Source organism: Bradyrhizobium sp. LA6.1, from assembly GCF_040547805.1.
Classification (GTDB): domain Bacteria; phylum Pseudomonadota; class Alphaproteobacteria; order Rhizobiales; family Xanthobacteraceae; genus Bradyrhizobium; species Bradyrhizobium barranii.
The window spans coordinates 120,280-133,238 of sequence record NZ_JBEPQK010000021.1 but is presented as its reverse complement, the minus strand read 5'-3'; the positions used below and the strand labels follow the sequence as shown (position 1 = coordinate 133,238).

Below are 12,959 nucleotides of genomic sequence, written 5' to 3'. Positions count from 1 at the left end.
TCTCCTAACCGCCGCAGCCGCCGACTGTGACTTTGACTTCCTTCGTCGCGCTGTAGAGCTTGCCGTCGGCTTCCACGATCGCTGTCACGTTGGTGGTCTTGGCCATCTTCAGGCGGTTGGCGACAGCAGGGATCGTGCCATCGGGAATCTTGTAGCTCGCCGCGAGCGCGCTCGGATTCTCGGCCACGAAGAACGAGATCGAGGTGACCTTGTCGAGCGTCGTCGTCACCGAGATCGGCACCACGCCGCCGTTCTCGGCGATCTCGGGCGCGTCGAGCTTGACCTTGTCGGACGGCTCGGCGGTCTTGCCGTAGAGCGCCTTGATCGCGTCCGCCTCGCTCTTCTGCTTGAACGCTTCTTCCGGGTATTTGTCGTTGGCCGCCGCACGCGCGGGCGCGAACGGCAGGTTGCCGAGGCCGAGCAGCGCGACGCCGGCTGCGCCCTGAAGGATCAGGCGCCGCGTCGGATGAGGGCCGGTGGTGATGGTCATCTCGAATCTCCTGGACATTCTCTTGGCGTGCCGGCGGTCACAGGGTCTGGAGGAAATCAACGATCGCGCTGATCTCCTGCTCGGTCAAAATCCGGTTCCGGCCGAACGGCGGCATCATGGTCTGCGGATTGCGCTTGGTCTCGTCGAAGATGATCGCGACCAGCTCGTTGCGATCAGGGTATTTTGACTTGATGTCCTTGAGCTCCGGTCCGATCGTGCCCGGCAGGTCGCCGCCCTTGATGACGTGGCAGGTCAGGCAATTGCCCTTGCCGCGGTCGAAGGCGAGCTTCTGGCCATCGGCCACGGCGGATTGCGCCCGCGCGGGGCCTGCGGCAAGCCCGGCGGCGATCGCCAGCAGGACGTAAAGGACGGGCGTCCGTGGAAAGGCGGTCAAGGCGTCATTCCGAGGCGTTATGTCGATGATCTCGTTCGCGGAAATATAGTGTTCCAAAGCACAAAGGGCATCGGCTGACAATCAAGACTATGCGCGCGGCAAAATGGAGTTAATATCTTCCGCATTGCAACTAAAGAGCTTATTTGTCCGGCGGATTCGGGCCAGGGGTGCTGGCCGGCTGTTTTCGGGGCGTTTGGGCGCCCATCGTGTTTTTTTCCCGTTCTCGTTTTTTCAAGGGGACCTCAATTGGCTGAATATGTCGTCGAATTTGGCAGGGACGGCGGACGGGTGGAGTCGGATGGGCGGCTCGATGCACCGGCATTTCATCGCAATCACGAGCCGCTCTGGGCGGCGCTGGAAAAGCATCTCGCAGGCCTGACCGGCAATGTCGTCGAGCTCGGCAGCGGAACCGGCCAGCACGTGGTCCATTTCGCGCAGCACACGCCCGGCCTGATCTGGTGGCCGAGCGACCTCAACCAGCGCCACCTCAAGAGCATCGAGGCCTGGCGCGTTCATTCGGGCCTGCAAAACATCCGCTCGCCGCTGCGGATCGATCTCACCGACCCCGACTGGTGTCCGGAGATGCGAAGCGGGCAGGGCCCGACGAGCCTGGCCGCATTGTTCTGCGCCAACGTGATCCACATCGCACCATGGAGCGTGGCCGAGGGCCTGTTCGCCGGTGCCGGCCGTTACTTGCGGGCCGACGGCAAGCTGTTCCTCTACGGTCCGTTCAAGCGCGACGGCAAGCACACCGCGCTCAGCAACGCCGTGTTCGACACCTCCTTGCGCGAAGGCAATCCCGAATGGGGCGTGCGTGATATCAGCGACGTCGAGACGCTCGCCCGCGGAGCGGGGCTGAGCCTCGTCGATACGATCGAGATGCCGGCGAACAATCTGACGCTGGTGTTTTCGCGCTAAGCCACGAAGGCGGTGCGCTCCCTCCCCCGCAAGGGGGGAGGGAATGAGAGAGCAGTGGCCGCCTCACGTCGTGATGCGATCAAAGTCCACGAGGGGCTGCGCGCCTACGCCTCCCCGTCCTTCCACCCGATCCTGTCCTTCAAGAACCGGAAGCCGATCACCTCGAAGCCGGCGCGCTCCTTGTTGTCCTTGCCGTAGCCGTGGCCGCCGGCTTCCGGCTCGTAGAACCAGGCCTCGTAGCCCATCGCCTGCAGCTTTGCGGCCATCTTGCGCGCGTGGCCGGGATGAACGCGGTCGTCGCGGCGTGTCGTGGCGATCAGGATCGGCGGATAGGACTGGCCGGCCTTCACGTTGTGATAGGCCGAGTAAGTCTGCAGCCACTCCCACTCTTCGGGTTTATCAGGGTCGCCATATTCCGCGATCCAGCTCGCGCCCGCGAGCAGTTTTGTGTAGCGGCGCATGTCGATCAGCGGAATGGTGCAGAACAGCGCACCAAAACGCTCGGGGTAGCGCACCAGCATGTTGGTGATGAGGATGCCGCCGTTCGATCCGCCTTGCGCCGCGATCCGTTTTGGCTTCGTCACGCCGCGTCGCACGAGATCGGCGGCAACGGCCGCGAAATCGTCATGCGAGAGCTTCTTGCCGGCGAGGCGCCCGGCGTCGTGCCAGCGGGTGCCGAACTCGCCGCCGCCGCGCAAATTCGCCTGCACGATGGTGCCGCCGCGCTCGAGCCACAGCTTGCCGAGCGAGGGGTTGTAGTACGGCTTCACCGCATGGGCGAAGCCGCCATAGGCGCTCATATAGACCGGCGCATCGCCGGTCTCCCCAGTGGGGCCCGTCTGCACATAGGGAATGCGCTCGCCGTCGATCGAGATCGCCTCGTGCTGTGTGACCACGAGGCCGTCGGCGGTGAACGTCTTCGGCGCCTGCTTCAGCACGGTCGGGCTTGCGACGCCGCGTTCGATCAACAGCAGCGAGGGCGGCGTGAGCGGATCCTGGACATTGGCGAGCAGATCGCCATTGCTCTCGGACGGATGGCGATCGAGCGGCCAGATGTCGACGACGCCGATTTGCGGGAGTCCGGGAAGCGTCTCGCGGCTCCAGCCGCCGGCGGATGGTGTGAAGATCTCGAAGCGCGGCTGCAGCTCGTCGAGGATCGACAGCACCAACTTTCCCGCCGCCCAGAACAGACCTTGCAGGGCCTGCCGCGGCCCGGGTTCGAACAGGACGATGAAATCGCGGCTGCCGGCGAGGAATGCCGAGAGCGAGATGCCGAGCACGGTGTCGGTGGCGTAGGTCCGCCCCTCGACCGTCCAGTCCTTGCGCAGCTTCATCGCGAACCAGTCGCCATGCGCCTGCATCCAGATGCCGGTCGGCAGATCGAGCTTCGTCGTCGTGCCGGCCGCATCGCGCAGCCAGATCGCATGGTTGAAGAAATCGATCTGGTCGACGATCCAGACCCGAGGCGCCGGTCCCGTGTCGTCGGCCATGCCTGACATCGCCATGTGATCGGCCGTGGTCTCGAGGATCGTTTGCGCCTGATCGACAGGCTGGCCGCGCCGCCACACGCGAACGGTCCGCGAATATCCGGAAGTAGTCGCCATGCCCTCGCCATGGGCGCTCGACAGCAGCAGCGTATCGGCATCGATCCAGTCCACGCCGCCCTTGGCTTCCGGCAGCACAAAACCGTCCGCGACGAAGCTTTTCGTGTCGAGGTCGAATTCCCGCAGGGTGACGGCGTCGCTGCCGCCGCGCGACAGGCTCAGAATCGCCCGCGAGCGTCCGGGCATCGTGGCGATCCCGCTCAGCAGCCAGTCCTCGCCTTCGCTCGCCGCGAGCTGGTCGATGTCCAGCATGATCTCCCACGCCGGATGCGCTTTGCGAAATTCCGCTAGCGTGGTTCGCCGCCACAGGCCGCGCGGGTTGGTGGCGTCCTTCCAGAGATTGTGAAGATCGCTGCCGCGCCGGCTGACATAGGGGATGTTGTCGGGACGATCGTAGATCGCCGCGAGGACATCGCGGTCGCGCTCGAAGGCCGCGCCCCCGAACGCGGCGAGCGTCAGTTGATTCTGCCGCGCGACGAAATCGAGCGCCTGCTTGCCTTCGATCTCCTCCAGCCAGAGCCAGGGATCGTCGTCGGGAGCGCTGAGCGTGGGTCGGTCGTCGACAGACATGAACGAAACTCCCAAGGATCGCGGCGGATAGGATTTGATCGAGCGCAAGCCGTCAAGCGCGCAGGCCCGGTATCATCCGCCCGATTGCGTCAGAGGCATGGCCTGCGCCCGTTTGCGCCGGTTGCCCGCCCTCCCGCGCCCCTCCATAGTGCCGGGAATCAACAAGTCCTCTTTAAAGATCCTTGGGCGGAAATGCCGATGTTAGACGTGACTACAGCCCACGAAATCGCTGCCGACGCCCGTGTGCGTGCCAATGTGGTGCGCCTTGCGGCGGCGCAAGCGCTGACCGGCGCCAACTCGGCGGTGATCTTCGCCACCGGCTCGATCGTCGGCGCGACGCTCGCGCCCGACATGTCGTTCGCGACGGTGCCGATCTCGATGTATGTGCTGGGGCTCGCCGCCGGCACGCTGCCGACTGGCGCAATCTCGCGCCGCTTCGGCCGCCGCGCGGCCTTTATCGTCGGCACGGGTCTGGGCACGCTCACCGGCCTGTGCGGCTCGTTCGCGATCTTGCATGCGTCGTTCGCGCTGTTCTGCGTCGCGACCTTCCTCGGCGGTCTCTACGGCGCGGTGGCGCAATCCTATCGCTTCGCCGCCGCCGACGGCGCGAGCGCGGCCTACCGGCCGAAAGCTGTGTCCTGGGTGATGGCCGGCGGCGTGTTCGCCGGCGTGCTCGGTCCGCAGCTCGTGCAATGGACCATGGATGTCTGGTCGCCCTATCTGTTCGCCTTCAGCTTCCTGGTGCAGGCTGCGGTGGCGCTGGTCGCGATGGGCATCGTCGCCGGCGTCGATATGCCCAAGCCGGCACCGGCAGATCTGCACGGCGGCCGGCCGCTGCTCGACATCGTGACCCAGCCGCGCTTCATCGCGGCCGCGCTGTGCGGCGTCATCTCCTATCCCATGATGAATCTGGTGATGACCTCGGCGCCGCTCGCCATGAAGATGTGCGGCCTCAGTGTCAGCGATTCCAATTTCGGCATTCAATGGCACATCGTCGCCATGTACGGCCCGAGCTTCTTCACCGGCGCGCTCATTGCGCGTTTCGGCGCGCCCAAGATCGTCGCCGCCGGCCTGCTGCTGGAGGCCGTGGCTGCCGGCATCGGTCTCTCCGGCCTCACCGCGATGCACTTCTGGGCCACGCTGATCGTGCTCGGCGTCGGCTGGAATTTCTCCTTCATCGGCGCCTCCGCGCTGGTGCTGGAGACGCACCGGCCGCAGGAGCGCAACAAGGTGCAGGCCTTCAACGATTTCCTGGTGTTCGGCATGATGGCGATCGGCTCGTTCTCCTCCGGCCAGCTGCTTGCGAATTACGGCTGGTCCGCGGTGAACATGGTGGTGTTCCCGCCGGTGGTGCTCGGCCTCGCCGTGCTCTCGCTGGCGTCGTGGGCCCGCCGCCGCAAGGCGCGGCTGGACGCGGCGATGGGCGAGTTCCCGGATGCGATCTGAATTGGCGGGAGGCTGTCAGCAACGTTGATAGTTCGATCGCTGTCGAAGTGATTTTCGGGTGAGGGCTATTTAGATGTCGTCATGGCCGGGCTTGTCCCGGCCATCCACGTCTTGGGACGTCGAAGAAAGAACGTGGATGCCCAGGACACGCCAGGGCATGACGGAGTAAGCGGCAATGCTCGATAATCCTCAGACTCCACCCATCGACGAATCCTCCCTCCGCTACGAAGGCTGGCGCATCGTCGCGGTCTGCTTCCTGCTTGCGACCTTCGGCTGGGGGCTCGGCTTTTACGGCCAGAGCGTCTATGTCGCCGAGCTCCAGCGCGCGCGGGGCTGGCCGGCCTCGCTGATCTCCTCGGGCACGACGTTCTTCTATCTGTTCGGCGCGCTGCTCGTCGTCTTCGTTGGCGAGGCCGTCAGAAAATATGGCCCGCGGCTCTGCCTGATCGCCGGCACGCTGGCGATGGCGGCGGCCGCGGTCGCGATCGGCGCGGTGCGCGAGCCCTGGCAGCTCTATCTCGCCGACGCCGTGCTCGCCTTCGGCTGGGCCGGCACCAGTCTCGCCATGATCACCAACACGATCAGCCTGTGGTTCGACCAGAAGCGCGGCATGGCGATCAGCCTTGCGCTGAACGGCGCCAGTTTCGGCGGCATCGTCGGCGTGCCGCTGCTGGTGACCCTGATCGGCCATGTCGGCTTCGCCAGCGCGATGTACGCCGCCGCCGGCGCCATGCTGGTGTTGCTGCTGCCGGTGATCCTCCTTCTCGTCGGCCGGCCGCCCGATCTTCACGGCTGGCATGCGACGGCGAAGGCCAGGCCGCAATCGTCGACGGAGATCCGCGCATGGGCGCTGCGCGATATCGGCTTCCTCACGGTGACAATTGCGTTCGCGCTGGTGCTGTTCGCGCAGGTCGGCTTTATCGTGCACCTGATCTCGTTCCTCGATCCCGTGATCGGCCGCGAGCGCGCGGCGGTGGCGGTCGCGGTGCTGACCGCGATGGCGGTGATCGGCCGGGTGCTGTTCTCGATGGTGATCGACCGCCTCAACCAGCGGCTTGCGTCAGCGCTGTCGTTCCTCAGCCAGGCCGCGGCGCTTTGCGTCGTCATCAATTTGCACAACGACTATGTACTGATCGCGGCTTGCGCGGTGTTCGGCTTCTCGGTCGGCAATCTCATCACGCTGCCGTCGCTGATCGTGCAGCAGGAATTCGACTCCGCCTCGTTCGGCGTGCTGATCAGCCTCAACACCGCGATCAACCAGGTGACCTATGCGTTCGGTCCGGGCGTCGTCGGCTTCCTGCGCGATTTCTCGGGCGGCTATACGCTGCCGTTCTATCTCTGTATCGCGCTGGAGGTGGCGGCTGCGGCGCTGATCATGGTGCGTGGGACGCCGCGAGCGAAAACGGCATAGAGGCGCGACGGCGCCTCAACACGCTCCGCCATTGCGAGCGCAGCGAAGCAATCCAGGCTGCCACTGCGGAAAGATTCTGGATTGCTTCGTCGCTTCGCTCCTCGCAATGACGAGGAAAGAGCGGTATTTAAGCCTCGCGCTGCTTCAGCAACGCCTCGACATCCAGTCGCTTCGTGAACATCGCAAGCTTGCCATCCGGCCCGAGCGGCCATTGCTCTTTCGGCTTGTCCCAATAAAGCTCCACGCCGTTCTCGTCGGGATCGCGCAGATACAGCGCCTCGCTGACGCCGTGATCGCTGGCGCCGTCGAGCGCAATGCCGGCCGTGAGCACACGGTGCAGCGCATCCGCCAGCGCGGGCCGCGTCGGATAGAGGATCGCGGTGTGGAAGAGGCCTGTCGTGCCCGGCGGCGGCGGCGAGCCGCCCTTGCTCTCCCAGGTGTTGAGCCCGATGTGGTGATGGTAGCCGCCGGCCGAGATGAACGCCGCGCCCGAGCCCATGCGCTGCATCAGCTCGAAACCAAGCACGCCGCAGTAAAAGCCGAGCGCACGATCGAGATCGGCGACCTTGAGATGAACGTGGCCGATCCTTGTGCCGGCATTGACGGCTGGGCTTTGCGACATGGTGCTGCTCCGTTGACCAACTCCAGATAAGGCCGGCTCCGGGACAGTGCTACCTGCCTATCCCGAAACCCATCGTTTCCGGATACGAAACTATGAGAGCTCCGGCACCTCGCCCTCCGGCAACTCGAACTCGAACGTGTTCAGCGTCATCGACACCATTGTGTAATAGCCGCACAGCCCGATCACCTCGACCACGCCGCGCTCGCTGAGGACCTTTACCGCCGCATCGTAGAGGCCCTTCTCGACGCCATGGCCTTCATGCAGCGACTTCGCGACGTCGTAGATCATCCTGCCCTTGGGATCGTCGAAGTCAGGCGTGCGGCGGTCGCGGATCGCGTCGATGATTTCAGGGTCCATGCCGCCCTGGAGCGCCAGGCGCTTATGCGCATACCATTCGTAATGCGCAGTCCAGTGCCGCGCCGTCACCAGGATCGCGATCTCCGAAAGCTTGGCGGGGAATATCGTGTCGTAGCGCAGCACTTCGCCGAGCCGCGTGGCGTGACGGGCCATGTCGGGGCTGTTGAGCCAGGCCATCATCGGCGCCGGCGGCTTGCCGCGCTTGCCGGCAATCGACTCGTCATAGGTCTGCCGCTGGCTCTCGTTCATTTCGCCAGGCGAAAGTAGTTTCAGGCGCATTCTCGTTTCCTCTTTGTTTTCAAACGGCCATGCCATCGACTATAGCCGAATGCGGCGCGGCATGCGCGGTACGGAAGTGGTTGAATTCCACGGTGCGATGGCTCAGAGTCGCGCCCAACAAGTCTTTTTGATTGATGGAAACGACCATGAGCGAATCTGAAGCCGCCGATCTCGAACAATTCCGCGAGCAAACGCGCGCCTGGCTGGAAGCCAACTGCCCGCCGGAGATGCGCAAGCCCGTGACCTCGGACGGCGACGTGTTCTGGGGCGGGCGCAATACGAAATTCGCCTCCGAGCCGCAGCGCATCTGGTTCGAGCGCATGCGCGACAAGGGCTGGACCGTGCCGGACTGGCCTAGGGAATATGGCGGCGGTGGCCTCAGCGCTGCCGAGCACAAGGTGCTGCGCGCCGAGATGGCCAGGATGGGCGCGCGTCCGCCGCTGTCGAGCTTCGGCATCTGGATGCTGGGGCCGGCGCTGCTCAAATACGGCAACGAGGCGCAGAAGAAGGAGCACCTGCCTGACATCGCGGCGGGCCTGATCCGCTGGTGCCAGGGCTATTCCGAGCCGAACGCCGGCTCCGATCTCGCCTCGCTCCAGACCCGCGCCGAGAGCGACGGCGACGATTTCGTCATCACGGGGTCGAAGATCTGGACCTCCTACGCCAACTACGCCGACTGGATCTTCTGCCTGGTGCGCACCGATCCTGCCGCGAAGAAGCACGACGGCATCAGCTTCATCCTGTTCGACATGGCCTCGAAGGGCGTGACGACCAAGCCGATCCTGCTGATCTCCGGCTATTCGCCGTTCTGCGAAACCTTCTTCGACGGTGTCCGCGTTCCGAAGTCGCAATTGGTCGGCACCGTCAACCGCGGTTGGGACGTCGCAAAATATCTGCTCCAGCATGAGCGCGCGATGATATCAGGCATGGGCGAGCGCGGCGTCGGCCGGCCGCTCGGCCAGATCGCGGCGGATTCCGTCGGCACCGATGCACAAGGCAAGCTCGACGATTCCATGCTGCGCGGCCGGATCGCGAGCTTCGACGTCGACGAGGCCGCGCTCGCCGCTTGCGCCGAACGCGCGGTCGATCTCGCCAAGGCCGGCCAAGCGCATCCGGCGTTCTCGTCCGCGATGAAGTACTACGGCACCGAGCTCAACAAGCGCCGCCACGAGATCCTGATGTCGGCCGGTGGCGTCAACGCGCTGGAATGGGAGAGCGAGCGCTCCAGGCAGGGTGCCCGCCCGCGCGCCTGGCTGCGCACCAAGGCCAACTCGATCGAGGGCGGCACGACGGAGGTGATGCTCGGCATCGTCGCCAAGCGCATCCTGGATTTGCCGGGGGCGTGAGCCACGCTCTCACCACGGCGCCGCGTCAGCGGCGAGCCCGGAATCCATAAACATCAGTCGGGAGTATGGATTCCGGGCCTGCGCCTACGGCGCATCCCGGAATGACGAACAAAAAGTAGATTTCGAATCGGAAACACGCACATGGCCCTCGTCCTCACCGAAGAACAATCCATGCTCCGCGACTCCGCGCGCGGGCTGATCAGCGACAAGGCGCCGGTGTCGCACCTGCGATCCCTGCGCGACGCCAAGGATCCCACCGGCTTCTCCAAGGAGCTGTGGCATTCCTTCGCCGAGATGGGCTTTGCCGGCCTCCTGGTGCCGGAAGAGTTCGGCGGCAGCGGCCTCGGCTTCATGGAAGCCGGTGTCGTGATGGAAGAGATCGGCCGCACCTTGATGCCGTCGCCGTTCCTTGCCACCAGCGTCGTCGCGGCTTCGGCGCTGAATCGCGGCGGCAATGCCGCGCAGAAGTCGGAATTCTTGCCGAAAATTTCCAACGGCTCGCTGCTCGCGACGCTCGCGATCGACGAAGGTGCAAAACATCGCCCGCTCCAGACCAGCCTGCAGGCGGTGCGCGCCGGCAACGGCTTCAAGCTCAGCGGCGCCAAGGCGCTGGTCGTCGACGGCCACGTCGCGGACCTCTTCATCGTCGCGGCGCGTACCGCTGGCGCCGCCGGCGAGCGCGACGGCTTGACGCTGTTCCTGGTCAATCCCAAGGCCAAGGGCGTTGCGATCGAGCGCACCATCATGGTCGATGCGCACAACGCGGCACGGATCGAGCTTGCCAATGTCGAGGTCAACGCCGACAGCGTGCTCGGTGAGGTCGATCAGGGTGCAGCGCTGCTCGACGGCGTGCTCGACATCGGCCGCGGCGCGGTCGCCGCCGAAATGGTGGGCCTGAGCGAAGAAGTCTTCAACCGCACCGTCGAGTACCTCAAGAACAGAAAGCAGTTCGGCAAGCTGATCGGCGAATTCCAGGCGCTGCAGCACCGCGCCGCCGAGCTCTATGTCGACATCGAGATCACCCGCGCCGCCACGATGAAGGCGCTCCAGGCACTGGATGCCGACGTCGCCAAGGCCGCATCAAGCGTCGCCGTGGCAAAAGCCCGCGCCGGCACCACCGCCACGCGCGCGGTGCAGGAGGGTGTGCAGATGCATGGCGGCATGGGCATGACCGACCAGTTCGACATCGGCTTCTTCATGAAGCGCGCACGGGTGTGCGAGGAGCTGTTCGGCGATGCGAACTACCACACCGAGCAGCTGGCAAGGGCGCGGGGGTATTGAGCTGAGTTGAGGAGAGGCGCGAGGGGCGCGCCTCACACGCGGTGTCGTCGCCCGGCTTGACCGGGCGACCCAGTACGCCGCGGCCTGTCCGCATACGATTGATGTCTCGGAATACTGGATCGCCCGGTCAAGCCGGGCGATGACAGTTGAGAGTGTGGAGAGCGCCTGCCCCAAGCTCCGTCATGGCCGGGCTAGTCCCGGCCATCCACGTCCTTGCGGTGCCTCAAAAACGTAGATGCCCGGGACTAGCCCGGGCATGACGATTGAGAGCGTGGCTGCAACCGAAGTCTATTACCGCATCGGCGGCGCGTATTGCACGCCGCCGGCGTTCCACAGCTGGTTCATGCCGCGCGGGATCTTCAGCTTGGACTTTTCGCCGATATTGCGCTCGTACATCTCGCCGTAATTGCCGACGTTGCGGATGATGCGGACGACCCAGTCCTTGGTGAGGCCGAGCTGCTCGCCGTAATTACCCTCGGTGCCGACCAGGCGCATCACTTCCGGCTTCTTCGACTTCAGCGCCTCGTCGATGTTCTCCGAGCTCACGCCGAGCTCTTCGGCGTTGATCATCGCGTAGAGCGTCCACTTCACGATCATCATCCAGTCGTCGTCGCGCTGGCGCACCACGGGCGCGAGCGGCTCCTTTGAGATCATGTCCGGCAGGATCATATGGTCGCCGGGCTTGGAGAGATTGAGCCGCAGCGCGTAGAGCTGCGAGACGTCGGCGCTCAGCGTGTCGCACTTGCCGGAGTCGTAGGCCTTCACCACGTCATCCAGCTTGTCGAACTTCACCTCTTCATACTTCATATTGTTGGCACGGAAGTAGTCGGCGACGTTGAGCAGCGTTGTCGTGCCAGCCTGCACGCAGACCTTGCTGCCGGTCAGGTCCAGCGACGTCTCCTTGTTGCGTGAACGCGGCAGCATGAAGCCGGCGCCGTCGTAATAGGCCACCGCCGGGAAATAGAGGTCATAGTCGAGCTCGCGCGCCATGCTCCAGGTCGAGTTGCGCGAGAGGATGTCCACCTTGCGGCTCTGCAATTCCTTGAAGCGCTCGCTGGCGTCGAGTGGAACGAACTTGGCCTTGCCGGGATCGTTGAAGATGGCGGCTGCCACCGCGCGACAGAAATCGACGTCGAATCCGGTCCAGTTGCCCTTGTCATCGGGGATCGAGAAGCCCGGCAGGCCCTTGTTGACGCCGCACAGCACCTCGCCGCGGCGAACGGTGCGCTTCAGGGTGCGGGTATCGTAGAACTCATAGATCACCGCCAGGGCGCCGACCAGTACGGCAACGGCGAGCCCGATCAGCAGGCCGCCTCGAAAAGTGCGCATCATGTTGCTCTCTCGAAATAATCGGGAAAAGGACTATTCGCTAAGGCGAGGAAGATCAGAGTTCGGGCTTCTGTCGGATGACCACCTTGGTGCCAACCGGGACGCGATCGTAGAGATCGGCGACGTCATGGTTGACGAGACGGAAGCAGCCCGAGGATACCTTGGTGCCGATCGTATCAGGACGGTTGGTGCCGTGGATGCGGTAGACGGTGGTGCCGAGATACATGGCGCGGGCACCGAGCGGATTGCCGGGGCCGCCGGCCATGAAGCGCGGCAGATAGGGCTGTCGCTGGATCATCTCCGGCGGCGGCGTCCAGTCCGGCCACTCCTTCTTGTTGGTGATGTTCACCAGCCCCTGCCACTGGAAGCCGTCGCGGCCGACGCCGATGCCGTAACGGATCGCGCGCCCGCCCGGCTGCACCAGGTAGAGGTGGCGCTCAGCGGTCGAGATGATGATGGTGCCCGGCGTCTCGGTGGTGCGGAAGTAGACCACCTGCTTCTGCCATTCCGGCTCGAGCTGATAGGCGTCGTCGGCGACCAGCCCCGGCTCATCGCCGCGGTCGGGCTGTTGGGCGGAGGCGTATGAGGTGGTCAGGACCAGGCCCAGCGCCGCGATGAACGCCCCGGTCAGGCGACGATAATCCGTCATTTCAAGCTCTCCCCGCTGCCACAGCGTAAATCATTTGGACCATCTGAACTCAGGGGCAGCTTCGTGGCAAGTTCATGGCACGCCCGGCTGGTATGTCACGAGAATGCTTTGGTTTTTTGACGAGGCCGGGCAATGCCACAAACAGGGGATGGCGCGAAAAGCCTAGATTGTCGCGGCAATGGTGGTGCGCTCCCTCCCCCGCTTGCGGGGGAGGACGATCGCACAGGAGTTCCTAGCGGCGGTCTGAGCGCGCGCCTCGTCCT

13 protein-coding genes are annotated in these 12,959 nt (G+C 64.7%); 5 read left to right on the top strand and 8 right to left on the bottom strand.

The features are described from left to right. Positions 1-4 precede the first annotated feature (4 nt). Together soxY and soxX are read right to left on the bottom strand one after the other, a co-directional pair. Positions 5-490, bottom strand: a complete 486-nt coding sequence (gene soxY / locus ABIB99_RS36960) for a thiosulfate oxidation carrier protein SoxY (protein ID WP_063985941.1) — start codon at positions 488-490, stop codon at positions 5-7. A gap of 37 nt (positions 491-527) precedes the next feature. After that, positions 528-884: a sulfur oxidation c-type cytochrome SoxX gene (gene soxX, locus ABIB99_RS36955; protein WP_028151969.1), complete on the bottom strand. Its 357-nt coding sequence runs from the start codon at positions 882-884 to the stop codon at positions 528-530. A gap of 246 nt (positions 885-1,130) precedes the next feature. Between soxX and ABIB99_RS36950 the strand changes: the two genes are divergently transcribed. Next, positions 1,131-1,802: a DUF938 domain-containing protein gene (locus ABIB99_RS36950; protein WP_063979961.1), complete on the top strand. Its 672-nt coding sequence runs from the start codon at positions 1,131-1,133 to the stop codon at positions 1,800-1,802. Between the two features lie 104 nt (positions 1,803-1,906). Here ABIB99_RS36950 and ABIB99_RS36945 read toward each other — a convergent pair whose 3' ends face one another. Further along, entirely contained in the window at positions 1,907-3,976 is a 2,070-nt protein-coding gene (locus tag ABIB99_RS36945; RefSeq protein ID WP_354180490.1) for a prolyl oligopeptidase family serine peptidase, read from the bottom strand. A gap of 198 nt (positions 3,977-4,174) precedes the next feature. Here ABIB99_RS36945 and ABIB99_RS36940 point away from each other — a divergent pair, with 198 nt between their 5' ends. After that, on the top strand, positions 4,175-5,422 hold the full coding sequence (locus tag ABIB99_RS36940; protein WP_038942180.1) for an MFS transporter: 1,248 nt from the start codon (positions 4,175-4,177) through the stop codon (positions 5,420-5,422). Positions 5,423-5,597: 175 nt separating this feature from the next. Continuing rightward, positions 5,598-6,833, top strand: a complete 1,236-nt coding sequence (locus tag ABIB99_RS36935) for an MFS transporter (RefSeq protein WP_354180487.1) — start codon at positions 5,598-5,600, stop codon at positions 6,831-6,833. Between the two features lie 127 nt (positions 6,834-6,960). Here the strand turns inward: ABIB99_RS36935 and ABIB99_RS36930 are convergent, their stop codons facing one another. The 3 genes from ABIB99_RS36930 to ABIB99_RS36920 form a co-directional block, all read right to left on the bottom strand. Beyond that, positions 6,961-7,455 carry a VOC family protein gene (locus ABIB99_RS36930; RefSeq protein WP_166347996.1) on the bottom strand — a complete coding sequence of 165 codons (495 nt, stop codon included), beginning with the start codon at positions 7,453-7,455 and terminating at the stop codon, positions 6,961-6,963. Positions 7,456-7,545: 90 nt separating this feature from the next. Then, positions 7,546-8,091: a carboxymuconolactone decarboxylase family protein gene (locus ABIB99_RS36925; protein WP_354180485.1), complete on the bottom strand. Its 546-nt coding sequence runs from the start codon at positions 8,089-8,091 to the stop codon at positions 7,546-7,548. 19 nt (positions 8,092-8,110) lie between these two features. After that, positions 8,111-8,239 (bottom strand): hypothetical protein, encoded by a 129-nt coding sequence (locus ABIB99_RS36920; protein ID WP_354180483.1) that lies wholly within the window; start codon positions 8,237-8,239, stop codon positions 8,111-8,113. Between ABIB99_RS36920 and ABIB99_RS36915 the strand changes: the two genes are divergently transcribed. Next, positions 8,238-9,437 carry an acyl-CoA dehydrogenase family protein gene (locus ABIB99_RS36915; protein WP_354180481.1) on the top strand — a complete coding sequence of 400 codons (1,200 nt, stop codon included), beginning with the start codon at positions 8,238-8,240 and terminating at the stop codon, positions 9,435-9,437. The two genes, ABIB99_RS36920 and ABIB99_RS36915, sit on opposite strands and share 2 nt — an antisense overlap. Before the next feature lie 141 nt (positions 9,438-9,578). After that, the gene (locus tag ABIB99_RS36910) at positions 9,579-10,718 is read left to right on the top strand and encodes an acyl-CoA dehydrogenase family protein (protein WP_354180479.1); all 1,140 of its coding nucleotides are present in this window, start codon (positions 9,579-9,581) and stop codon (positions 10,716-10,718) included. A gap of 291 nt (positions 10,719-11,009) precedes the next feature. Here ABIB99_RS36910 and ABIB99_RS36905 read toward each other — a convergent pair whose 3' ends face one another. After that, positions 11,010-12,047: an amino acid ABC transporter substrate-binding protein gene (locus tag ABIB99_RS36905; RefSeq protein WP_063985936.1), complete on the bottom strand. Its 1,038-nt coding sequence runs from the start codon at positions 12,045-12,047 to the stop codon at positions 11,010-11,012. Positions 12,048-12,102: 55 nt separating this feature from the next. After that, complete coding sequence (locus ABIB99_RS36900; protein ID WP_028151979.1) at positions 12,103-12,696, bottom strand: L,D-transpeptidase; 594 nt, start codon at positions 12,694-12,696, stop codon at positions 12,103-12,105. Positions 12,697-12,959 lie beyond the last annotated feature (263 nt).

Bases quoted from the DNA above. Each gene is read 5' to 3' on its own strand.
- soxY (WP_063985941.1), bottom strand. From the start codon at position 490: ATGACCATCACCACCGGCCCTCATCCGACGCGGCGCCTGATCCTTCAG.
- ABIB99_RS36945 (WP_354180490.1), bottom strand. From the start codon at position 3,976: ATGTCTGTCGACGACCGACCCACGCTCAGCGCTCCCGACGACGATCCC.
- ABIB99_RS36940 (WP_038942180.1), top strand. From the start codon at position 4,175: ATGTTAGACGTGACTACAGCCCACGAAATCGCTGCCGACGCCCGTGTG.
- ABIB99_RS36935 (WP_354180487.1), top strand. From the start codon at position 5,598: ATGCTCGATAATCCTCAGACTCCACCCATCGACGAATCCTCCCTCCGC.
- ABIB99_RS36930 (WP_166347996.1), bottom strand. From the start codon at position 7,455: ATGTCGCAAAGCCCAGCCGTCAATGCCGGCACAAGGATCGGCCACGTT.
- ABIB99_RS36925 (WP_354180485.1), bottom strand. From the start codon at position 8,091: ATGCGCCTGAAACTACTTTCGCCTGGCGAAATGAACGAGAGCCAGCGG.
- ABIB99_RS36915 (WP_354180481.1), top strand. From the start codon at position 8,238: ATGAGCGAATCTGAAGCCGCCGATCTCGAACAATTCCGCGAGCAAACG.
- ABIB99_RS36920 (WP_354180483.1), bottom strand. From the start codon at position 8,239: ATGGTCGTTTCCATCAATCAAAAAGACTTGTTGGGCGCGACTCTGAGC.
- ABIB99_RS36910 (WP_354180479.1), top strand. From the start codon at position 9,579: ATGGCCCTCGTCCTCACCGAAGAACAATCCATGCTCCGCGACTCCGCG.
- ABIB99_RS36905 (WP_063985936.1), bottom strand. From the start codon at position 12,047: ATGCGCACTTTTCGAGGCGGCCTGCTGATCGGGCTCGCCGTTGCCGTA.
- ABIB99_RS36900 (WP_028151979.1), bottom strand. From the start codon at position 12,696: ATGACGGATTATCGTCGCCTGACCGGGGCGTTCATCGCGGCGCTGGGC.